This window comes from Niallia sp. HCP3S3_B10 (genome assembly GCF_052064465.1).
In the GTDB taxonomy this organism is placed as follows: domain Bacteria; phylum Bacillota; class Bacilli; order Bacillales; family Cytobacillaceae; genus Niallia; species Niallia hominis.
The window spans coordinates 109,647-131,327 of record NZ_JBQHVO010000003.1 but is presented as its reverse complement, the minus strand read 5'-3'; the positions used below and the strand labels follow the sequence as shown (position 1 = coordinate 131,327).

The 21,681-nt window shown below is 33.3% G+C and carries 17 protein-coding genes and 1 pseudogene; 10 read left to right on the top strand and 8 right to left on the bottom strand.

Annotated features, from left to right (window positions below):
* Positions 1–61: 61 nt before the first annotated feature.
* The 8 genes from panD (at position 62) to ACTNDN_RS03455 (ending at position 9,095) form a co-directional block, all read left to right on the top strand.
* Positions 62–445, top strand: a complete 384-nt coding sequence (gene panD, locus ACTNDN_RS03490; RefSeq protein ID WP_031538125.1) for an aspartate 1-decarboxylase — start codon at positions 62–64, stop codon at positions 443–445.
* 145 nt (positions 446–590) lie between these two features.
* Positions 591–3,374 carry an ATP-dependent DNA helicase DinG gene (dinG, locus tag ACTNDN_RS03485; RefSeq protein ID WP_031538124.1) on the top strand — a complete coding sequence of 928 codons (2,784 nt, stop codon included), beginning with the start codon at positions 591–593 and terminating at the stop codon, positions 3,372–3,374.
* Between the two features lie 198 nt (positions 3,375–3,572).
* Entirely contained in the window at positions 3,573–4,046 is a 474-nt protein-coding gene (locus tag ACTNDN_RS03480; protein ID WP_031538123.1) for a cell wall elongation regulator TseB-like domain-containing protein, read from the top strand.
* Between the two features lie 22 nt (positions 4,047–4,068).
* The gene (locus tag ACTNDN_RS03475; RefSeq protein ID WP_031538121.1) at positions 4,069–5,268 is read left to right on the top strand and encodes a pyridoxal phosphate-dependent aminotransferase; all 1,200 of its coding nucleotides are present in this window, start codon (positions 4,069–4,071) and stop codon (positions 5,266–5,268) included.
* Between the two features lie 334 nt (positions 5,269–5,602).
* A complete protein-coding gene (gene asnS / locus ACTNDN_RS03470) occupies positions 5,603–6,895 on the top strand; it encodes an asparagine--tRNA ligase (protein WP_152910820.1) in 1,293 nt (430 codons plus the stop codon).
* A 192-nt stretch (positions 6,896–7,087) separates the two neighbouring features.
* Positions 7,088–7,798, top strand: a complete 711-nt coding sequence (locus ACTNDN_RS03465; RefSeq protein WP_031538119.1) for a DnaD domain-containing protein — start codon at positions 7,088–7,090, stop codon at positions 7,796–7,798.
* A gap of 125 nt (positions 7,799–7,923) precedes the next feature.
* Positions 7,924–8,580, top strand: coding sequence for an endonuclease III (gene nth, locus ACTNDN_RS03460; RefSeq protein ID WP_251627987.1), 657 nt, complete (start codon positions 7,924–7,926; stop codon positions 8,578–8,580).
* 110 nt (positions 8,581–8,690) lie between these two features.
* A complete protein-coding gene (locus ACTNDN_RS03455; protein ID WP_441130782.1) occupies positions 8,691–9,095 on the top strand; it encodes a YpoC family protein in 405 nt (134 codons plus the stop codon).
* A gap of 68 nt (positions 9,096–9,163) precedes the next feature.
* On the opposite strand, the gene ACTNDN_RS03450 is transcribed toward ACTNDN_RS03455, so the two are convergent.
* Together ACTNDN_RS03450 and ACTNDN_RS03445 are read right to left on the bottom strand one after the other, a co-directional pair.
* Complete coding sequence (locus ACTNDN_RS03450) at positions 9,164–11,851, bottom strand: PBP1A family penicillin-binding protein (protein ID WP_441130781.1); 2,688 nt, start codon at positions 11,849–11,851, stop codon at positions 9,164–9,166.
* Positions 11,852–11,887: 36 nt separating this feature from the next.
* Positions 11,888–12,289: pseudogene (locus ACTNDN_RS03445) on the bottom strand (Holliday junction resolvase RecU); the annotation flags it as partial.
* Positions 12,290–12,875: 586 nt separating this feature from the next.
* Here ACTNDN_RS03445 and ACTNDN_RS03440 point away from each other — a divergent pair.
* Positions 12,876–13,073 (top strand): DUF7695 domain-containing protein, encoded by a 198-nt coding sequence (locus ACTNDN_RS03440; RefSeq protein WP_019155996.1) that lies wholly within the window; start codon positions 12,876–12,878, stop codon positions 13,071–13,073.
* 213 nt (positions 13,074–13,286) lie between these two features.
* Here the strand turns inward: ACTNDN_RS03440 and ACTNDN_RS03435 are convergent, their stop codons facing one another.
* The 3 genes from ACTNDN_RS03435 to ACTNDN_RS03425 all read right to left on the bottom strand — a co-directional run bounded on the left by ACTNDN_RS03435 (position 13,287) and on the right by ACTNDN_RS03425 (position 17,212).
* On the bottom strand, positions 13,287–13,922 hold the full coding sequence (locus ACTNDN_RS03435) for a hypothetical protein (protein ID WP_019155995.1): 636 nt from the start codon (positions 13,920–13,922) through the stop codon (positions 13,287–13,289).
* A 321-nt stretch (positions 13,923–14,243) separates the two neighbouring features.
* The gene (locus ACTNDN_RS03430) at positions 14,244–16,589 is read right to left on the bottom strand and encodes a glycoside hydrolase domain-containing protein (protein ID WP_019155994.1); all 2,346 of its coding nucleotides are present in this window, start codon (positions 16,587–16,589) and stop codon (positions 14,244–14,246) included.
* A gap of 65 nt (positions 16,590–16,654) precedes the next feature.
* Complete coding sequence (locus ACTNDN_RS03425) at positions 16,655–17,212, bottom strand: hypothetical protein (RefSeq protein WP_413361611.1); 558 nt, start codon at positions 17,210–17,212, stop codon at positions 16,655–16,657.
* 641 nt (positions 17,213–17,853) lie between these two features.
* Between ACTNDN_RS03425 and ACTNDN_RS03420 the strand changes: the two genes are divergently transcribed.
* Positions 17,854–18,225, top strand: a complete 372-nt coding sequence (locus ACTNDN_RS03420; RefSeq protein WP_019155992.1) for a hypothetical protein — start codon at positions 17,854–17,856, stop codon at positions 18,223–18,225.
* A 398-nt stretch (positions 18,226–18,623) separates the two neighbouring features.
* Here the strand turns inward: ACTNDN_RS03420 and recU are convergent, their stop codons facing one another.
* From recU to ACTNDN_RS03405, 3 genes are read right to left on the bottom strand one after another with little or no spacing between them, the layout of a single operon-like run.
* Positions 18,624–19,232, bottom strand: a complete 609-nt coding sequence (gene recU, locus ACTNDN_RS03415) for a Holliday junction resolvase RecU (protein ID WP_019155991.1) — start codon at positions 19,230–19,232, stop codon at positions 18,624–18,626.
* 41 nt (positions 19,233–19,273) lie between these two features.
* A complete protein-coding gene (locus ACTNDN_RS03410; protein WP_441130780.1) occupies positions 19,274–19,909 on the bottom strand; it encodes a hypothetical protein in 636 nt (211 codons plus the stop codon).
* A 35-nt stretch (positions 19,910–19,944) separates the two neighbouring features.
* Entirely contained in the window at positions 19,945–21,675 is a 1,731-nt protein-coding gene (locus tag ACTNDN_RS03405; protein WP_413361614.1) for a hypothetical protein, read from the bottom strand.
* Positions 21,676–21,681 lie beyond the last annotated feature (6 nt).

The following is a 21,681-nucleotide window of genomic DNA, read 5'->3' as shown; positions in this document are numbered from 1 at the left end:
CGAAGGAAAGAAACCAAATAGAGGTACAAAGTTTCACTTTATATTATGGAGGGTTAACCCAATGTTTCGAGTAATGATGAACGGAAAAATCCATCGAGCAACAGTAACGGAAGCGAACCTAAATTATGTAGGTAGTATTACAATAGATGAAGATATATTAGATGCTGTCGGGATGGTAGCGAATGAAAAAGTTCAAATTGTTAATAATAATAATGGTGCAAGATTGGAAACTTATATAATCCCAGGGGAGAGAGGTACTGGCACTATTTGCTTAAATGGTGCAGCAGCAAGACTTGTACAAGTAGGGGATATTGTCATCATTATTTCATATTGTTATATTTCAAATGAAGAGCTACACAGTCATCAACCGAAAGTAGCAATTATGGATGAACATAATCGCATAATAAACATTCTGCATCAAGAACCAGTGAAAACAGTTATGTAAATTACTAATGCTGATATAAATTACCCCTATTCACTTTGAGTAGGGGTTTTATAATTTATAAAAATTTAAAGAATAAAACTAACATCTTTCCCTTTTTCCATTTTTATGATACCGTTTGAATGACTGAAAGTTTGAGGTGGACGTAATGAGTAACAAATTTGTAGTAGTTGATTTGGAGACAAACGGTAATTCTCCTAGAAAAGGGGATCGAATTATACAATTTGCGGCAGTTGTTATTGAAAACGGGAAAATAGTGGAGGAATATTCTTCTTTACTTAATCCTCTTCAACCAATTTCGCCATTTATAGAAGAATTAACTGGAATCACCGATGAAATGGTGGAAACAGCACCAATTTTTGACGAAGTTGCAGAAAAAATTGTTTCTTTATTAGAGGAAGCTTATTTTGTAGCCCATAATGTATTATTTGATTTATCCTTTTTAAATGAAGAGCTAGAACAGGCTGGCTTTAAGCAGTTTTATGGACCAATTCTTGATACAGTAGAATTAGCAAGAATTTTATACCCAACAGCAGATAGCTATAAATTAACTGATCTTGCTGCACAAGAAGGGATAGTCCATAGTAGACCACATCAGGCTGATAGTGATGCTTATGTTACAGCAGAGCTATTGCTATTATTGTTGGAGAAGCTGAACGTACTGCCTCAAGTAACGACAAAGCAATTAGAATTCTTAAGTTCCTCGCTCAAAAGCGATTTAGATATTTATTTACAAGCTCTTATTCAAGAAAAACAATCAAAAATAGAATATATACGGGATGATTGGGAGATATATCGAGGATTAACCATTAAAAGACTGCCTAGTAATCTGATAGTAGATCAAAGAAAGGATTGCTCTGTTTCTTTTGATATGGAAAAAATGGAGCAAAGAATGAGGGATACTTTTCCTTTTTATCAAAGAAGAGATGGACAATTAGAAATGATGAAGGTTGTTCATCAGGCATTATCAGACAATCGACATGGTCTTATTGAGGCTGGTACTGGTGTTGGAAAGTCTCTTGGTTACTTAGTGCCTGCTGCATATTTCTCAATCGCAAATAAACAGCAAGTAATTGTCAGTACTTTTACAACCCAACTACAAGAACAACTTTTTCATAAAGATTTGCCCTTGCTTAAAAGTATCCTTCCATTTCCTATAACTTATACACTATTAAAAGGTAGAAATCATTATATCAGTTTAGATAAATTTGAAGTTTCTTTAAAAGAGCAAGAAGATAATTATGATATTATTCTTACAAAAATGCAAATATTAATTTGGTTAACAGAGACAGAAACAGGAGATAAAGATGAGTTGAATTTAACAAGTGGCGGAAGCAATTACTGGGAAAAAATAAAAAATGACGGAAATTTTTCGCTGCCTATTTCAAAGGAATGGGCATCTAAGGATTTTTATAGAAGAACTCGAAATGCTGCACAAAAAGCAAATATGATTATAACGAATCATGCTTTGCTTTTAAAAGATCTTACAGCAGGTCAACGCCTCCTCCCTTCCTATGAGTATGTCATTGTGGATGAAGGACATCATTTTGAAAAAACGACGACAAAGCATTTTGGATTTCGTTTTTCCTACATTGCTGTGCGTTTAAGTATTAATGCTATTGGGACCACAGATCAAAAGCAACTTATGTTTCATTTAGAAAACTTGTTAGGGGAATCGAATATCCATCAGAAATGGGAGTTTAATCAATTTATCCTTGGATTACATGATGAATTAGATGAACTTTTTCGGGCTGTACTTCGCTATGCGAAAAAAACGAATCAACCAAGAAGAGATGGAAGGGGAAGCTATCGATTAAAGACTAATAGTGGCATGGGAGATTGGAATGCTGTCAAAAGCGTTGCAGAACGAATTATTTTTCTTTGGAAGGATGGAAGAGAAGTATTAGTACAAAAAATACAGCGATTAAAGGAACAAGGAAGAAAGTTTAGCGCTTCTCAAATGCTAATAGTGGAAAGAATTGAGTCGATTTTAAATGATTGGTATATATATATTAATCATTTGCGGGAGATGTTTTTGCGAGTAGGGGACAATATCGCATGGTTGGAAACAGATGCGAAAAATTATCCGAACAATGCAGTAATATATACACAACCTACTTCTGTCGCTGAAACTTTACAGAACAACTTTTTTAATAAGAAAAAAAGTGTTGTATTTACTTCAGCAACAATTACCGTAAATAATTCATTTGAATACTATGCTAAAGGGTTAGGATTAGGAAATAGCCAACTGGAAGTTCAAATTAATTCACCATTTGATTATGAGAAACAGGTGCAATTACTTATCCCAACAGATGTACCAGAAGTTAATTCCGTATCATTAAATGATTATGTTACTACAATCGGAGAGCAAATAATCCATATCGCACAGGCTACAAAAGGTCGAATGCTGATTCTTTTTACAGCAAATGACATGTTAAAAAAAACATATGATTATATGAAAGAAAGTGGTTGTTTAGAAGAATACGCAATCTTGGCACAAGGGATTACAAATGGAAGTAGAATGAGATTAACGCGTAATTTTCAGCGTTATGATAAAGCAATATTATTAGGTACGAATAGTTTTTGGGAAGGAATTGATATTCCTGGCGAGGATTTAACTTGTTTAATCATTGTGCGATTACCGTTTTCTTCACCTGAAGACCCTTTAACGGAAGCGAAAAATGAGTTGATTAAGAATAAGGGAGGCAATCCTTTTATAGAAAATAGCCTTCCAGAAGCTGTTTTGCGATTTAAACAAGGATTTGGTAGATTAATTCGCACGGAAGAGGATAAAGGATTTATTATTGTTTTTGATCGCCGTATTGTTACAACTACTTATGGGGAGACATTTCTGAAGTCTATACCTACTGTGCCAATTAAGCAACAAAATAGTCAGGAAATGGTAAAATTCATCAAAAGCTGGCTAAAGTAAATTTTTATAAGGTGAATATAGGCGTTTGAGAAAGTACTGCTTCTTGAATGCCTGTATAAAGTGTTTAAGTAGTATACATAATCAATTAGTTGCTCGACAAATAACAACGAATTTATAGAAAATAATTTCTTTCTATTTATAAATACTGTTATAATAACCTATGTACAAAATACTGGTTTAAAGAAGTGATGTAATAAGATGAGAAAATGGATATGGATTGTTATTGTTGTTTTTCTTATTGGAATAGGTGTAAGTATTCATACATATGTACAAGCAATGAAGCCTATAAAAACCGCAAGAGAAATAGCTGAAACGATTGCTAAAAAGGAATCAGATATGAAGGAGATTGATAGCTTTCAATTATATAATGGGAAGGAAGCCTATTATATTCTAGAAGGAAAGAACGATGATAAGGAAGAAATGATTGTTTGGATAAATGAACAAAGCCATCAAGTTACTCAAAAGCTGAAAAAAGATGGGCTAACCAAACAAGAAGCACTTAATATATTATTATCGGAGCAATCACCAGAAAAAATAAATGCAGTCCGCTTAGGGATGTATGATGGACTGCCTGTTTGGGAGATTTATTCTCATACAGATACGGACTCAATAAACTACCATTGGTTAGATTTTGAGACAGGAGAAATCCTTTTAACAATTGAAAATTATTAACTGATAGGAGTGGCAAATAGGAATGAAAATTCAATTAGCGCAAAGAGTGAACGCATTAACACCATCTACAACATTGGCCATTACAGCAAAAGCAGCGAGTTTAAGAGCAGCTGGTCATGATGTTATTGGTTTAGGCGCAGGAGAGCCAGACTTTAACACTCCTCAAAATATTATTGATGCTGCGGTTAGAAGTATGAATGAAGGTCATACAAAATATACGCCTGCATCAGGATTACTAACATTAAAAAAAGAAATTGCAGCAAAGCTAAAGAAAGATCAACATTTAGATTATGATACAAATCAGATTATCGTTACAAATGGTGCAAAACACGGATTATTTACTTTATTCCAGGTTATTTTGGATAAAGGGGATGAAGTAATTATTCCTACCCCATATTGGGTTAGTTACCCAGAGCAAGTAAAGCTTGCAGAAGGTGTACCAGTTTTTGTAGAGGGATATGAGTCAAATGAATTTAAAATTACTCCTGAACAATTAAAAGGAGTAATTACCTCAAAAACAAAAGCAGTTATTATTAATTCACCAAGTAACCCAACTGGAATGATTTATACAGAGGAAGAATTAAAGGAAATTGGAAATGTTTGCTTAGAACATAATATTTTAATTATATCTGATGAAATTTATGAGAAATTAGTTTATGGCGATAGTAAACATGTATCGATTGCTTCTTTATCTCCTGCACTTAAAGAAGCGACTATTGTAATAAATGGGGTATCAAAATCTCATTCGATGACAGGCTGGAGAATTGGGTATGCTGCAGGAAATAAGGAAATAATTACTGCGATGGCGAATCTTGCAAGTCACAGTACTTCAAATCCAACCACACCATCTCAGTATGCTACGATTGAAGCTTACGCTGGTCCAAAAGATTCAGTGGAAGAAATGCGCCAAGCATTTAATAAGCGCTTAGATATCATACATGAGAAATTAAATAAAATTCCTGGTTTTTCGTGCATAAAGCCAAAAGGAGCATTTTATTTTTTTCCAAATGTAAAAAAAGCAGTAGAATTAACAGGATATGCAACAGTTGATGAGTTTGTTGCTGGCTTGTTAGAAGAAGCATTAGTAGCCGTTGTGCCTGGTTCAGGATTTGGCGCAGATAATTACATCCGACTTTCTTATGCAACATCACTTGAAAAGCTTGAAGAAGCAGTAAAGCGGATGGAACAGTTTGTAGAAAAAAAAATGGTTGTGAATAATTAATTTATCTTTATAGCAGAGTATGTCAAAAAATTTCTATCTCTTTTTTGGCATTCTCTCTTTTCTTTATTGCTGTTTGAATACTGTAATGGGAACAGGTAGAGAATTTAGTGATAAACACTATTATTGTTGCCTATTGTATGTTCGATAGTGTTGATTGTCTTAAGATGTAAAGGTATAATGTTTTGGTAGAATATTTTTTTATAACTAGTATGTTTTCTACTAAATCAGCTAAACAGGTAGGAAGAAGCGGTTTATTTATTATCTTTATTATGGATAGAACAACCGCCTCTATTTAAGTACATATATTTATTTGTTTTTGGAGGAGTTAATTGTGATTAAAGCAACTATTGCCGAGTTACCAAAATATGTTGATAAAGAGGTTAAATTAGGTGCGTGGATTGCCAACAAGCGCTCTAGTGGGAAAATTGCCTTTTTGCAGCTTCGCGACGGATCTGGATTTGTTCAAGGAGTAATTGTTAAAAGTGATGTAGAGGAAGAAGTATTTCAAACAGCTAAAACAGTTACACAAGAATCATCTGTATATGTTACTGGTACAGTACAAAAGGATGAACGATCTCCGTTTGGATATGAATTACTTGTTACAAATGTGGAACTGATTCATACTTCTACAGATTATCCGATTACACCAAAAGAACATGGCACAGAATTCTTAATGGATAATCGTCACCTATGGTTACGTTCAAAACGTCAACATGCAGTAATGAAAGTAAGAAATGAAATTATTCGTGCTACCTATGAATTCTTCAATGAAAATGGATTTGTTAAGGTAGATCCACCAATTTTAACAGGAAGTGCTCCAGAAGGTACAACCGAACTGTTTGCAACGAAATACTTTGATGAAGATGCCTATCTATCACAAAGTGGACAACTTTATATGGAAGCTGCTGCAATGGCGTTAGGGAAGGTTTTTTCGTTCGGACCAACTTTCCGTGCAGAAAAATCAAAAACACGTCGTCATTTAATCGAGTTTTGGATGATTGAGCCGGAGATGGCTTTTGTTGAATTTGAAGAAAACCTAGAGGTTCAAGAACAATACGTATCCTATGTTGTTCAATCTGTCTTGAAAAATTGTCAGCTAGAGCTTAAAACTCTTGGAAGAGATATATCTAAATTAGAGAAGATTACAGCGCCTTTCCCGAGAATAAGCTATGATGATGCGATTACTTTCTTGCATGAAAAAGGTTTTGATGATATTGAGTGGGGGGATGATTTTGGTTCTCCACATGAAACTGCCATTGCTGAAAGCTTTGATAAACCTGTGTTTATTACCCATTATCCAACTAAAATCAAGCCTTTCTATATGCAACCACATCCAGAGAGAGAAGATGTTGTGCTTTGTGCAGATTTAATTGCCCCTGAAGGGTATGGTGAAATTATAGGTGGTTCTGAACGTATTCATGATATGGATCTCCTAAATAAGCGTGTAGAAGAACATCAATTAGATCCAGAAACATATAAATGGTATTTAGAACTGAGAGAATATGGTTCTGTTCCACATTCTGGTTTTGGGCTTGGTTTAGAAAGAACGGTCGCATGGATTACAGGCGTAGAACATGTTCGTGAAACAATTCCGTTCCCAAGATTATTAAATCGTCTATATCCTTGATTAAATAATAGGGTAAAAAATATGGAAAGTTTTTCAAAAGTTGACCTCACATCGATAATTCGTGTGAGGTTTCACCTTTTGTACCAATCCTATTTTTTCCCTTCTTCTTTTTGTTAACTATTGCTAGGTTTGGGTGATTTTCATTATTTCATGCATCTGACCAACATGATATACTAAATTAGAGGTGTCATTATGAATAAAACAATTTTTTTAAAATGGTTGCAAGAGGGGAATATAAATATTCCTTCCACACTTCTAACACACTATAAATATTTGAAGATAAATGAAAAAGAATTAGTGCTTTTGCTGCAAATACATTACTATTTAGAACGGGGCAATGATTTTCCAACCCCGTCTGAAATAGCTGATCAAATGACTTTAGATAGTATGGAATGCCGCGAGTTATTGAGTCAGCTTATTAGAAAAGGTTTTATCGAGATAATTGAAGGAAACAGTGATACAGGGATTCGATTTGAGCGATATTCTTTAGAGCCCCTTTGGAATAAATTAATTGAGCAATTTTTACTTAATAATAAAAAAGAAGAAGCAGCTTTAAACGAAAAAGAAGAATCTGATTTATATACTTGCTTTGAGCATGAATTCGGTCGCCCATTATCTCCTTTTGAAATTGAGACATTAAATATGTGGGTCGATGATGATCAGCATGAAATGGCAATAATAAAAGCAGCTCTTAGAGAAGCAGTTGTTTCTGGTAAATTAAACTTTCGTTATATTGATCGAATTTTGTTTGAATGGAAGAAAAACGGAATTAAAACACTCGAACAAGCAAAAAATCATGGGAAAAAGTTTAGACAGCATCAAACTACTGGATACAAAATAGAACAGAGGGAAGAGGCTCCCAACAAAAAAGCAGTACCTTTTTATAATTGGTTGGATCAATAATTAATAGGTGAATAAAATTAAATAAGTTAGTCAGTAAGATTACTATCATTCGGAAAGGATGTCCAATTTATTCTTTGGATGACCTTTTTTTTATAGATTTATAGTTTATTAATTAGGAGGATCGCATGTTAAAAAAAGATGAAATCAGATATTGCCTAGATAAAATGGGAGAAATGTTTCCTGAGGCACATTGTGAATTAGTTCATTCCAATCCGTTTGAATTGGTTATTGCAGTATCTTTATCTGCACAATGTACGGATGCGCTAGTTAATAAGGTGACAAAAAACTTATTCCAAAAATATAAGACACCAGAAGATTACTTAAGTGTACCTTTAGAAGAATTGCAGAATGATATTCGCTCTATTGGTTTATTCCGAAATAAGGCAAAAAATATTCAAAAACTTTGCCAAATGGTTTTAGAAAAATACAATGGTGAGATACCAATGGATCGAGATGAATTGATTAATCTACCAGGTGTAGGAAGAAAAACAGCCAATGTTGTTGTTTCTGTTGCCTACAATATGCCTGCTATTGCTGTTGATACACATGTCGAAAGGATAAGTAAGCGATTAGGGATTTGCAGATGGAAAGATTCTGTTTTAGAAGTCGAAAAAACATTAATGAAAAAAGTTCCAAGGGATGAATGGTCTGTGACTCATCACCGCATGATCTTTTTTGGAAGATATCACTGTAAGGCGCAAAATCCTCAATGTGAAGCTTGTCCGCTGCTAGCATTATGTAGAGAAGGCAAAAAAAGAATGAAGACTAAAGGTATAGTATAATGGACAAGAATCAATTAGATGTCCCCGTACAGCTCTTATATGGCCCATTCCCAGTGATCAAGGAATTTTCATGTATTAAGACGGATTCCTTTGTTAGGAGACCAGCTTTTTTGCATGAAGCAAATTACTATTATAACAAGGAAACGTTTCACCCATGGAATAAAGAAAATGTTAAGGAATGTGTAAATAAGATACTAGAAGAATGGAAGCTTCTTAAAGTGGAGCTACAACAATTTGCAACGAACAGAGATACGTTAAATCTACAATACGGATTAACAATAGCTTTGGAATACTTTTTAGAATGCCTATATTGGATAAATGAAAAACCGGTGAATTTAATAGATGGTTTAGTAGACAAAAGTCTAGAAGTAAAACCGTTTAATTTAGAAGATCGTCTCGAATTTATCCTAAAAAGGCTGAATGGGTATCATTCCTATAGACAATTGGATGAGTTGTTTAAAGAGTTAGAAAAGCAGTTTGCGATAAAATTAGTAAAATTAAATAGGAATATTTAGAAAAAAGAAGAGGACTTTTCCATTTGGAATTGTCCTCTTCTTTTAATGAAACAGGTTCTTTAACTTATTTATTGAGAGTCATTACGATTGTTATTTCTATTTCTCTCTTTATCTTGATTGGTGTCAGTCGTGCTGGTGTTATTGTTTTGAACATCATCACTATTCCCATTATCATTATTCCCGTTATTGTTCCCATTTCCATTGTTATTGTTATCATTTCCGTTGTTATTGCCATTTTCATTGTTGCTGTTATTTTCTCCGCCATTATCAGAATCTTCGTCGCCTTCATCGTCCTGATTATCGTCAGATTCTTCGCCATTAGGATCGTCTTGATCTTCCTCATCATCTATCGTTTCATTTGAATCCCCAGGTGGCTGTTCCTCGATTTTCTCTGGCACAGAAATATTACTAGATGCAGGATCACTTTCTAAATCATCTTTAATCGCCTTTACAGTAAAGGTATACGTACTACCAGCCGTTGGTTTTGTAATTTTGATGCTTGTATCGGCAGTAATAGTCAGCTGCTCGCTAGCTCCACCATCGACACTTACACTTACGTCAAATTTAATGCCATCTTTATCACCATAATCCCATGATAACTCGATTTGATCACTGTTTTCGTTATAGCTAGCTTTCACTCCAGTAGGAGCATTTGGCTTATTGTATTTCTGTGATACTTCGTTCAGAATATTACCTTTTACAGCATACTCAGTTAGGATTTGACTGCTTGGCGTGTATGGACTTGCCAATTTAGCAGGATACGTACCTTTTTCTATTTTAATCGTTTCGACACTATCTGGTTTTTTGAAATCAGCAGTTTCTACATCTTCAGAAATATGGCTCATTACTGCTTTGAAAATCTTTTGGGCTACTTTCTGATCTGAACCAGGTAGGATTGGATTTTTTTGTTCTGTGTATCCAGTCCATACTGCCATCGTAAAGTTGGTTGTATACCCTGCGAACCAAGCATCTGGAACACTTTTTGAATTAGTAATTCCCCATTTTTTTCGATCCGCTTCAGAATAATTGGTCGTCCCAGTTTTACCAGCGACAGGTAATCCTGGAATATTAGCAAGACTTCCGGTTCCATCACTGCTTGTTAGTACACCTTTTAGCATATCTGTAATGAGAAAAGCTGTATAATCTTGCATCACAACTTTTGATTTAGGTTCCATATTTATCTTTGTGCCATCTTTTAATTTAAATGAGCGTACGGCATGTGGTGTATTATAGACTCCTTCATTTCCAAAAGCACTATAAGCACCTGCAATTTCTAGTGTGCTAGCTTCAAATGCACCAATTGCATAGGATTCAAAGGCGTTCTCTAATGGAATTCCTAGATTGACAGCAAATTCCTGAGCTTTTTCTGCTCCAACTGCTTGGAAGGCTTTTAGTGCAGGAATATTTCTAGACATTTCTAATGCTTTTCGCATAGTCATTGACCCTTTATAGCTATCATCCCAGTTGCTAATAGATGTTCCATCAGAATAAGTAGTACGTTCATCTACAATTGTTTGATAGGTTCCCCATTTTAAATACTCAACTGCTGGACCATAGTCAAGTATTGGCTTTGCTGTAGATCCAGGTTGTCGCTTTATATCGGTTGCATAGTTTGTTCCTAGCTTTACATCTGGATCACGATCGCCACCAAGAGCTAAAATTCCACCAGTTTTTGTATCCAATAAGGTGATTCCTGCTTGGAAATCTTCATCGGGGAATTCAACAATTTCTCCTTCATACATTAATTCTTCGACATAGTCTTGTGCCTCTATATCCATTGTTGTATAAATTTCTAGTCCATCTGTATATACATTTACATCTGGATATTTCTTCTCAATTTCGGCAATAACTTGTTTTATAAATGGATCGTAAGGTAAGTCGTTTGTTTGTCGATCTTCTTTTGCTACTAATGTATCTTCAACCGATGTTTTTTGAGCTTCTTCCATTTCTTCTTTTGATATATATCCATGCTGATGCATTAAAGATAATACAATATTACGTCTTTTTTCTGCTCTTTCTGGATTATTAAACGGATTATAGGCATTCGGCGCCTGTGGCATCCCAGCAAGAAGAGCTGCTTCCGGTAGTGTCAATTCATCTAAGCTGTTATCAAAATATACTCTTGCAGCCGTTTTAACACCGCTCATATTTTCCGACATAAATATTTTATTCACATACATCTCAAAAATTTCTTCTTTAGAGTATTTGCGTTCTAATTCAAGGGCAAGCCAAGCTTCTTGGGCTTTACGAGTTAATGTTTTTTGCGGTTGGTTAAAGAAGAAGTTTTTCACTACTTGCTGTGTTATCGTACTTGCTCCTTCTGAACCAAATCCATCTCTAAAGTTTGCAATAACCGCTCCGCCTAAACGAATGGGATCAATCCCATGATGCTCAAAGAAACGGGAATCTTCTGTTGCGATAAATGCATCTTTTACTAAATCAGGAATATCTTCATAGTTTACATAGTCGCGATTTACCGCACCTACTTTTGCTATTTCTTTATCATTCTTGTCATAAATGGTAGAAGAAATTGGATCCTTTAATGTTTCGGGATTCAATTCTGGCGCATCTTTTACCATGATGGCAAAAGTTACTCCACCTGCAATTATACCAATAATACCGATTGTTAATAAGATAAGCAGAACGCGCTTAAACAAATTCATGCCACTTTTTTTCTTTGCTTTTTTAGGAGCATTTTTCTTAGAGGCTTCGAGTTGCTTGCGACGCTCCTCTCGCGTTTGATATTTATCTGTCATTGTTATTCCTACCTTTCTTTGAAAAACAAAAAGGAATTAGTTAAATTTATATATCGTATCGATTACTTTAATATAGTCAATTCTAGGGTGGTAACCAAGGCTAATAGAGTGACCATTGATTTCTAATTCATGTTTCGTAATCGATTTCCTTCCGCCATTTATCATTCTTTCCCAAAACATAAAGAGTTTTTCTGCTGTTAAATAGAATATTTCACTTGTTTCAGAGAAGGAGATAATGACAAAGCAAATTCCTTGTTGTTCACATACCATCCGCATATGTTTGATTTGGTGTTCATGGAAGTTGTTTAGCGGAAAAGAAGTAGTATGCTTCGTTTCTTTCGCTTCAAAATCTATATATTTTCCTTTATAAACACCGTTATAGTCTGTAGTGGAAGCTTGTTTAAAATAGGCTTCTGTAATTTTATAGGCATGAATTTTAAAGGGCGAAAAATAATATTCCTTGTGACCGTTGTACTATTGCATTTTCGCCCTTTTGAAACAGGCGAAAATTTTTATCCTACAAGCTTATTTTATAATAATTAATTACTCTAAGACACTATTTTACATCAAATTTGTCATTTGAACACAAAAACTTTTATTAATTGCTACACAGGGGCAGACTTTATATAGAAAGACCACTTGAAGGATTACCTTCCATTTTCAAGTAGGCTAATAAAACCATTATATAAAATGGTGTAGATTGACCTTAGTCCTTCATTTATTTACAAAATAATGATATACCACAATTAATAATTTTATCACAATTTATCCGAGAAAAATCCTTGGTCTTATATTTCAAACAACTCCAAAGCATAGTTATTATATCACATTTGTATCCAGCATTTAATTGAGTACAGAAGAAGCGTTGGTAATAGGTAGGAGCATTAAAATAGTAGAGAACATCTGTTCGGGATTACAAAGGCTGTGAATAGTTCATCAATCCTGCTTTAGTGTTTGGAAGAAGAATTTCCCGAAAAAAACCAGTTATCCCAGTTATTGATTGGAAATGTAAAAGGAGAGAAAGATGTTTGAGAAAAAGCTAAAAAGGAATATGATTAGATGTAAGTACTGCGGTGATGTTATAGAATCAAGAAGTCTGTATGATTTTAAAAGATGCAAATGTGGAAAGGTTACTGTAGATGGTGGATTAGAGTACGCTAAACGTTCTTTTTCAAATAACCCGCCAGAGAATCACTTTGAAGAGTTATCGGAATTTGAATAAACATTTTTAGATAAAGATTTTGGTAATCCTTGTTTGGCTGACTTATTCTTGCTAAATAAAGTAATTCATAACAATGAATTTTTAAAAAGATTTTTTTGGGGAAATAAAATTAGCTGATACAGTAGAAGTGATGGGAGATATTAAAATAAGGGCCATTATATGTAAGTCATTGGCAAACTAGCTTTTGTATTGTTTAAAAAAGCCAGAAGATACTTAGTAAGTATCTTCTGGCTTTTTGTGTTCTTTAATATAATTTGAAACAGTTAATTGATTTTCTCCCCCTCCATCGTAGTTGGAAAAACCAAATTTATTATTAGGTGTATAGTCATTATACTCAACATCTAAATCATGAAGGATTCGGTGGATATATATAACGGAGTTTGGGTCTTGGTTATCTAAGCTGATTTCGGCTAATTGCAAAATGCGTTCTAAATCTAATTCCATAGATGGTGGGTAGGAATCTTGATTGTTTAACAAATTTTTAATTTCATTTGACATATTTTCCTTTATTGACTTCATACCAAGCCAATCTATATTTTCGTATTTATCATAAGAAGTTATTTCATTTAAGCTTTCATGGTATTTTGAAATAAATAGCGATATTCTTTCATTTTGTTTTTTTTCAGGATTTTCAATTTCGGTTAAATTATCGGCATCATCATTGATACTTACTTGTTTATCTTCATCGTTTGGAACTTCTTTATTTTTTTCAGTTTTTATTTCCGCTATTTCGTCATTGCTTTTTATAACATCTGTTTGTCCGTTCGGTTTTTGATACATTATTATGAAAACAATAAGAATAGAAATAAAAACGAGTAAAGATATAATTAGTTTCATTTTGGTTTTCATTGGTATCAACCCTTTTCAATCATTAGTTTATATAGATTACAAATATAGCTGATTTAAATATACAGGATAATTGGTATTGTAACAATGGGGAAGAAGAAAGTCTAAAAACTTCCAAAAATCAGGGCAATTAAATTTATTGATAGTTTGAGATTCGGTGTTTTAAACAATTGAAACTTAATATTGATTTAGTATTTATTCTCTAATGGCTGGGACATAAGTGATAATATTGAGAACCATTTATCAAAAAATCGCATAAAATAAAGGAACTTTGAATTCATGCGAGTATTTATTTTAATAGAGTTTTGTCATAACCATTTTATTTTACTTACCTTGATCGACGTAATACAGGATTTTATTATAAAAAGCTACAGCGATTGCTTCTAATTCACCTTCACTTAGATTTAAATCTCCGATTAGTTCTTCTCTAACAATTGCATACTCTATACCGCCTGTCATAACTTCTACAACGTCAATTAATAATTTTGCTCTATCACCATTAAAACGTTGATTGAAAAACCTAGTAAAACGAGTATTTACTAATCCTAGTGTATAGTAACTTGGGAAAATTTCTGCAATACTCACATTTAGTTTTTTGGCTTCGTAAGCAATGTTATATGCATCAACATCACCTAATAAGTCATCCAAATCAAATAGTAAATCATCAAAAGGTTCATTTTCAACCATGCCTATTAAATCGTAAGCTGCTGCATACGTTTGATCAATTAAGCTTCCTTCATATTGATCTCTGTACATAACTACATTTCTTGCCATTGTAATTAAGTCACCTGCCCAGCCAGTTATATCTGTAATTTCAACAGAGTCTTTAAAGTTACCATAGTAACTATTCACAACAGCAAACATATGCTGAACGCCAATAGGATGATTTTCGATTGGGTCAATTAAGTCGATGAAAGGGTCTAGGGGTTGACCAACTAAATTCTCTAAATATAACTCGAAGAATAATGGATAAAAACCAGCTAAAGCTGCCCATCGTGGACCAGTATATACACCCTTCCTATAATAACCACTTATATTATAATTCAAATCATCAATATTAGAGTTACCTTCTTCGTTAGCGTATTTGGAAGCACCTAATGCAATAATTTTAAATTCATTGTAAGACAAATTGTTCGGGTCTTCTGGTAATTCGCTTGGGACTTCAACACTATCATCAATAAAAGAAGCACCTGAATCCCTACCAGAATTTATATTATTATCGATATTTATCACTCCCGAACCTGATCCGATTGTAATAGTTGATATTTGATCAAAAGCCCAATTGTCTGGTAAAGGATAGCCTAAATTCCCACTAAAACCTGTAGAAAGTCCACTAACAAAACTATAATCAGCTAATCCCCTATTGGATACTTGAATGCACGCATTACGTGGCCCGTAGATTCCAATGTTATATTGGTTCCCCATATCATTTTTTGCTTCATTTAAACCTATAAAGTGGGGAATTATGGCATTAGAAATTTCGTGACCTAATACATCGAAGTCTACTGCAAAATAAATTGTTGTTCCTTTAGGAAAACCATAGGATGCGGCTGCTCTAAAGGCTTTCTGATAATCCTCATATCCTTGATTACGAGAAAAGTTACTCGCATTTGCATGACTTTCCTGAAATATGGGGTACACAGACAGTCCAGCGTTAAAAATAGTCTGTAGTTCGCCCGGTTGTATTCGTTTATTTAAGCCACCCGGAACGTTAGTTAGATACCGACCAATAATTACATAACCTTCATTAACAAGTGTCTGTGCTTTTGCAGAAGTAACTTGTGTTATCCCATCACATGCTGTACCTTTTCGATTTGGATCACCTGTGCTAACTAATAATGACATCCATGTTTGATAATCAGCTTTACCACTTTGGTTTAAAAGAGTAAAAGATTGGAATTCTCGTAAAACATTACTCAACTCATTATCAAAGGTTCCATTAATATTACTTAGAGTGTATCCGTTAAAAACAATTGCATATTTTAATAACCTAACAAAATTACTTTGACTTGAACCGATGGTTAAATTAGGCAATCCTGCTCTCGTCGCAGGTCCAACAGTTCCTGTTTGTTGGTGTGCAGGGATGCCGATTTCAGTTTGTAAAGCATAAATTAACGCTCGGTTTGTTTGTCTTTGATAATGACCATCACATGGTTGAACTCCTGAGTATTGATAGTATTTATTATTTAATGTTCTCTGAATCTCTCTTATTTGTGGATCTCCACCAGAAGTTAGTACATATGCATCCATTGTTAAGAAGGCTTTGAAGACGTGTACATATACTACTCCATCTTGTTGAGGCAGTCCTGCGTCTTGTTGTAACTTTATAACTGCACGTTCGGTAGCTGGACCAAAAATGCCATTAAACGCTCCGGGATTATAGCCTTTACACCAACATGCTCCCTGAAGAATTTTAACGATATTTCTTCCTTGTTCTGTATTAGGTACATTGTCAAAGGACATTTCGCCAAACGCTTTATATGCGGCTTCAGTGGAAGGTCCGAAATTATTAGCTGTGTTAGTTATACCTAATTCAATTTGTAATGCACGCGTTAATGCGTACACAGTAGACCAACCTGTTTTACCATTTTCAGGAATTCTGCTGGATCCGGGATGATCACCGTACTTTTCATTAACCCATTCTTGTACTGCTAATACCATCTCATCCATCTTTATCTTCCTCCCTTTCATTTACTTTAAAGTAAATAATTCAGTTATATCTTTGAAGAAATTACTTAATTATTTATCCATAGTCCATCCATAGAAATTGTGTTGTACATCGATCCTTTATCTAGTCCAATATTTACAAATCCATAATTTGTATTAGTTCCACTTGTTACCCTGACCCATTGTCCACTTGTACTACGAACATAGTGGATTAATTGCCAATCTGGCCTTGAACTACCATTCGCTGTAGAGTTCGTAGCAACATACTGTCCTGCTGCAACACTTCCCCAACGGCTACCATCTGTCCGATAAACGCTTTCTGTACGCGTCATTTTAAAAGTATTGTATGTGGTTCCTCCAAGTGTTACAGTTCCATATCGATACCTTGATTGGTAAGCGGTGGTGTATACGCTGCTAGGATAATTGTATTCGTTGGTATTTAAACAACCCTGTACTACATTTCCACTAGGGTTCCTAAATACAATAAAATCAAATACTCCATCTCCTCCCCAACCCGGTGCAAAACCAAATAGTTCTAGGTTATAGATTGTCCCGATTTGTTTTGTCACATCATAATAATCATAAACAGGTACTGCTCTACCACTTCGGTTAATACATACTGGCATACTGTTCATCCTTCCTTATTTTTTTATAGTGTTGTCTATTGATTGAAAAGAATTATTGGCTCTTCAATAGACATTAGTAAAGTATATTAATAATGATAAAATCTGGAAGGGTACTTGTACCAAAACAGACAAAACTGTATGTTTGACCTTAACAAACATCCTGTTGCGTTTAAATTTAAATCTTTTGGGCATCGCAGTGTGGCTTTTTTCAAGAAATCATTCTTTATAAGGAGGTCTTAAACTTAAAACGGTATGGTGGAAATAAAAAAGTGTAAAAAAATTATTAATCATATAGAATCTAACTGAAACAAATAAGATTATTGAAGAGAAAAAGGGAAATACAAGGGGACTTATTAGAAGTACGTTAATGAATAATAATTAAGAAAATCAGCAGTAATGATAATTTGGATGTATATTTTCATAGGTATTTGAAGTAATATAAAGTTGGAGAAACTTTCAAGCCTTGAATAAATGAATACACATTAACATTCATTTATTCAAGGCTTGAAAGTGTAGCTACATACTTTTTTAAATAATTGGATATATAAGAGGCTGGCTTATTGCGCGATTGTAATAAGAATTAAGTGTTTAAAATTGCTATATAAGTATAAACAAGCTTAATGAAAAGAAGGGAAGATAAAATGAATGGAGAAGACGATTACATCTTAAATAAGCAAAAAGCTAAACTTTTTACAGGAATTGGCTGTTTTTTTGGGATAGTTATTCTAGTGCTTGTAGTTGTTTTAGTACCGGTTTGGTTATATTTTTCATATCCTGAAGAAACTCAGTTGATGGTCAGTCATTCTCCTAATAACATAAATACAATTGAAATTGTTAGGATAGATGAATTTCCTGACCCAACCCTTAGAATTAACTATGATGATAAATCAATTATGAAAACTAAACTACCTGATGATTTATCTGTAGAATGGGAAAATGATTATGAAGCTAATGTTATCCTAATTAGGCAAAAAAGAGAACCAGACGTTGTTAAGATTAAGTTTAATAACTAATTATTGTAAAAATGTCTAAAATTGGACAACCTTACTTATGGGTAATTAGGGCCACTGAAATGTAATTATCCTTGACATAGTTTTTTTCTTTTAATAGCAAAGAATTTATCAAAGAATGACATGCCATTTATCACTTCAATCTTTTTGGCAATAACAGATATAGAAAATAATTTTGAGAATCAACAAAGAGCAAAATTGCGCAACATTCCAATACCGATTAGTATAGCAAGAAATATGAGTATTTGAAATAAGATTTACCTAAGTATAAATTTTATATAGCCTAAGCCTAACCCATCAAATATTTTTAATGTGAAAGTATTCAATGGGTTAGGTGAGCTTATATTTATAAAACTAAAAAGTGAAAAGTGCTATATTAAGATGTTATAGTTGTTAGAATTTTAAAAGTATAATTTATCAACAATTTTTATATAATCTATTGCTGGACGATATCCAATCTTAATTTCATTCCCCTTGTCATTGAATACTTGTATAGGAATTGATTTTCTTCCACCGTTAGATTGATTTTTCCAATACTCAATGATTACTTCTGCATCCAAAAGAAAAATCTTATCTAAGGTCTTAAAATAAAATATTGCAAAGCAAATTCCACCATGTTTTTTAACTCTCTCCATATGCTCTATTTGATGCTGATGGAAATTACTTAGTGGAAATGATGTTTTGTTGTTTGTTTCTTTTGCATCAAAATCTAGATGCTTACTTTTATATACGCCACTATAATCAAGAGTAGAGGGAGTCTGATAATAGGCCTCATTTATCCGCGTAGAAGCACGACGACTATAATCTACAGAAACAACTGTTATGGGTGTAGGTTTCTTATGTACAACACAAATATCCTGAGTAAGATAGAACTCATTACTTTCATTTATCATTTCCTCTAATTGCATTCCTCGGTTAGAATACGAAGCCTTTTTTTTGGTAATCTTATTTTGCTTAGTTTTATTTTGATTCCTAATGAATGACTTGCCATTAGGATACTTTATATCCATTTAAAACACCACCTAAAAGGTTTTATATTAACATAACTTTTCTATTCAGCCCTAAACTTATTTTTAAAGGACTTTTTACTTTCGATTGAAACAATATTTTCTTCATTGAACATTTGATTTGAATCATTATCGCTTTTTTCTTGTGTATGCATAAGAATTTCCAAAGGGTTTTTAAAAACATTTTGTAGGGCTGATAGAGCAAATTCTTTAGTTTCGCTTTTATATTCCTTCATAATCATTCTATAAAGTTCAAACACTAGATTTTGTAGTTCCTCTTTTTCTGATAGCAACTCTTTTTTTGATAATTTTATATTGGAAATTTCCACCTCTAAACTTGCAACTTTTTCTTTTAAATTAATTTCCCGATTAATTGAATTTCTTAGGTGATTTTCCAATGGAACTAGGGCTTCTAATAGCTCTTCTTTATTTTTGTGTTTTTTTTCAACTAAATCAGTCACATTTGGTATTGTAATCTCTTTACCTTCCGAATTGGTTAACTTTACTGTGTCAATTCTATTTCTTTGTTCAATCAACTGTCTTCCAAGCCGATCTTTTTTCTTCCAAAATTCATAAGAAGGTAGGGAGGGAATTCTTCCTTGATTGTATAACTCTTCTGTGAATTTAAACATTTCCATCGGTTTAATCAAACCAGAAGTTTTTCTTTCAGCTTTAAACATCCCGATTATTCCGTTTACTTGATCCTTTGATAAGGTTAAATTTCTTCCTCGTTGTCCCACGATGTAATTTTCCCTCCTAGCATGCCAACTTTAGCTTGTATCATTGAAATTTGCTTAATTTTTGCATTTAAACGATTAATCGTTGTCATATGTTTAATTTGAAACGAAGGATCATATCCACTCAATTCATTGGTTAATAATTGTCTTTCAATGTTCTCTAGTACGGAAACAACTTCCTTAATTTCGGTTTGTCTATCAAATAATTTCTTAACAATGACATCGGATTTTTCTTCTAATTCATCGGGTGAAATACCCCAATAATCACATAAAATGCATTCTTTACTTTGACAACGTTGAAGTCTATCTGTACAATATCCAACCTCTTTTAATTTCATTTTGAAACTAGGTGAGATAGCTGAGTAGGCCTTCTCCTTTATTTTTTCAGGGATAAAGACAGGGGATTTCTGATCCTCTTGAACTCTATTTTCTACACCCCAATTTTGATATTGGATCATTAATTTAAATACTTCTGTGTCTACCCATTGTTCAATATGATAAGAGTAGTGAAATTGTGCTGTAATTGTTTGATGCCCGCCTAATCTTGCTCTTTCAATTGGTGGAATCCCTTGTAGCATTAAATTAACAAAAGCAATATGACGAGTATGTATGGGTGTTAATCTATTTTCTTTCTTTACTAGAACATTATATTTTTGTTCTACGATTTCATTATAAAATCTGTTTAATAAATGATAGAGAGTTTGATTTGAAAAATAGTTTAAATTCTTTTTTTGATTATTTCTCTGCCAGTGATAATTTTTATCTAATGCTGCCAATGATTTATAGGAAATCAGTGTTTTCGTTTCTCCATATTGGTTAGTAAAATTAATATAATTATTAATCTCATAATATATTTCCGGACTAATCATGATTTGATCCATAATTTGAATACTTTTTTTGTTTACTTTTTTTAATTTTTTTCGAGGTAATTTTATATAATAAAGTTTACCTTCAATTGTTTCCGTAAATGACAGACAATTACGTTCAATTAAACAAAATTCAGAGGGACGAATTGGAATTATTGTTGTAAGATTCCACCATAACCTAATCGGACTATATAGACATCTTAACCTGCTTATTTCTTCTGATGGTTCAAGGGTGTCCAGCTTATTGAAAAATTCATTTAATATCCTATCGAATTCAAAAATCCAAAAAGGAGGGGGAAGCATTCTGACACCTGAGCGTTGACCTAATTTGGACTGATATTTTTGCAATATAGCCATTACATCTTCCACATTCATTAACTCGGAGTAATCTAAAAAGTTATAAACTGCAGTTAAAAAAGTTTTCTTTGTAGAATTTTCGCGGTCACTATCATCAATTTTATTTAAGAATTCAACTACTTTATCAGCTTTATAGCCAGATGTTTCAACTGTAAATTTTATTACGTGGTTCAATGTAGCTTGGACAGTTCGATAAGAGTAATTATCTAATAGATAAGTTGTCCAGCATTTAATAACTTTTTTGAGATGTTTAGGTGAATTTTTTATGAATATTATAGAATTTAATTTCTCAAAATTTAAGTGAATATAGTTACCTTTGTTAAATTCATGTTCAACAATCCATAAATCTTCGTCAAATTCTCCCTGTATTAAGCTTTTTTCTTTTCTTAATCGATTTAAGACCTTTTTTGCATATATAATGCCATCAAGATTAAAAGAACTGTCAGCGGCCAGATTAAGTTCTTCTACTGCATTATTTTCTTTCATTTCTTA

Excerpts from the sequence above, each read along its gene's own strand:
- panD (WP_031538125.1), top strand. The coding sequence starts at position 62 with ATGTTTCGAGTAATGATGAACGGAAAAATCCATCGAGCAACAGTAACG.
- dinG (WP_031538124.1), top strand. The coding sequence starts at position 591 with ATGAGTAACAAATTTGTAGTAGTTGATTTGGAGACAAACGGTAATTCT.
- ACTNDN_RS03480 (WP_031538123.1), top strand. The coding sequence starts at position 3,573 with ATGAGAAAATGGATATGGATTGTTATTGTTGTTTTTCTTATTGGAATA.
- ACTNDN_RS03475 (WP_031538121.1), top strand. The coding sequence starts at position 4,069 with ATGAAAATTCAATTAGCGCAAAGAGTGAACGCATTAACACCATCTACA.
- ACTNDN_RS03465 (WP_031538119.1), top strand. The coding sequence starts at position 7,088 with ATGAATAAAACAATTTTTTTAAAATGGTTGCAAGAGGGGAATATAAAT.
- nth (WP_251627987.1), top strand. The coding sequence starts at position 7,924 with ATGTTAAAAAAAGATGAAATCAGATATTGCCTAGATAAAATGGGAGAA.
- ACTNDN_RS03450 (WP_441130781.1), bottom strand. The coding sequence starts at position 11,851 with ATGACAGATAAATATCAAACGCGAGAGGAGCGTCGCAAGCAACTCGAA.
- ACTNDN_RS03440 (WP_019155996.1), top strand. The coding sequence starts at position 12,876 with ATGTTTGAGAAAAAGCTAAAAAGGAATATGATTAGATGTAAGTACTGC.
- ACTNDN_RS03435 (WP_019155995.1), bottom strand. The coding sequence starts at position 13,922 with ATGAAAACCAAAATGAAACTAATTATATCTTTACTCGTTTTTATTTCT.
- ACTNDN_RS03430 (WP_019155994.1), bottom strand. The coding sequence starts at position 16,589 with ATGGATGAGATGGTATTAGCAGTACAAGAATGGGTTAATGAAAAGTAC.
- ACTNDN_RS03425 (WP_413361611.1), bottom strand. The coding sequence starts at position 17,212 with ATGCCAGTATGTATTAACCGAAGTGGTAGAGCAGTACCTGTTTATGAT.
- ACTNDN_RS03420 (WP_019155992.1), top strand. The coding sequence starts at position 17,854 with ATGAATGGAGAAGACGATTACATCTTAAATAAGCAAAAAGCTAAACTT.
- recU (WP_019155991.1), bottom strand. The coding sequence starts at position 19,232 with ATGGATATAAAGTATCCTAATGGCAAGTCATTCATTAGGAATCAAAAT.
- ACTNDN_RS03410 (WP_441130780.1), bottom strand. The coding sequence starts at position 19,909 with ATGTTTAAAGCTGAAAGAAAAACTTCTGGTTTGATTAAACCGATGGAA.
- ACTNDN_RS03405 (WP_413361614.1), bottom strand. The coding sequence starts at position 21,675 with ATGAAAGAAAATAATGCAGTAGAAGAACTTAATCTGGCCGCTGACAGT.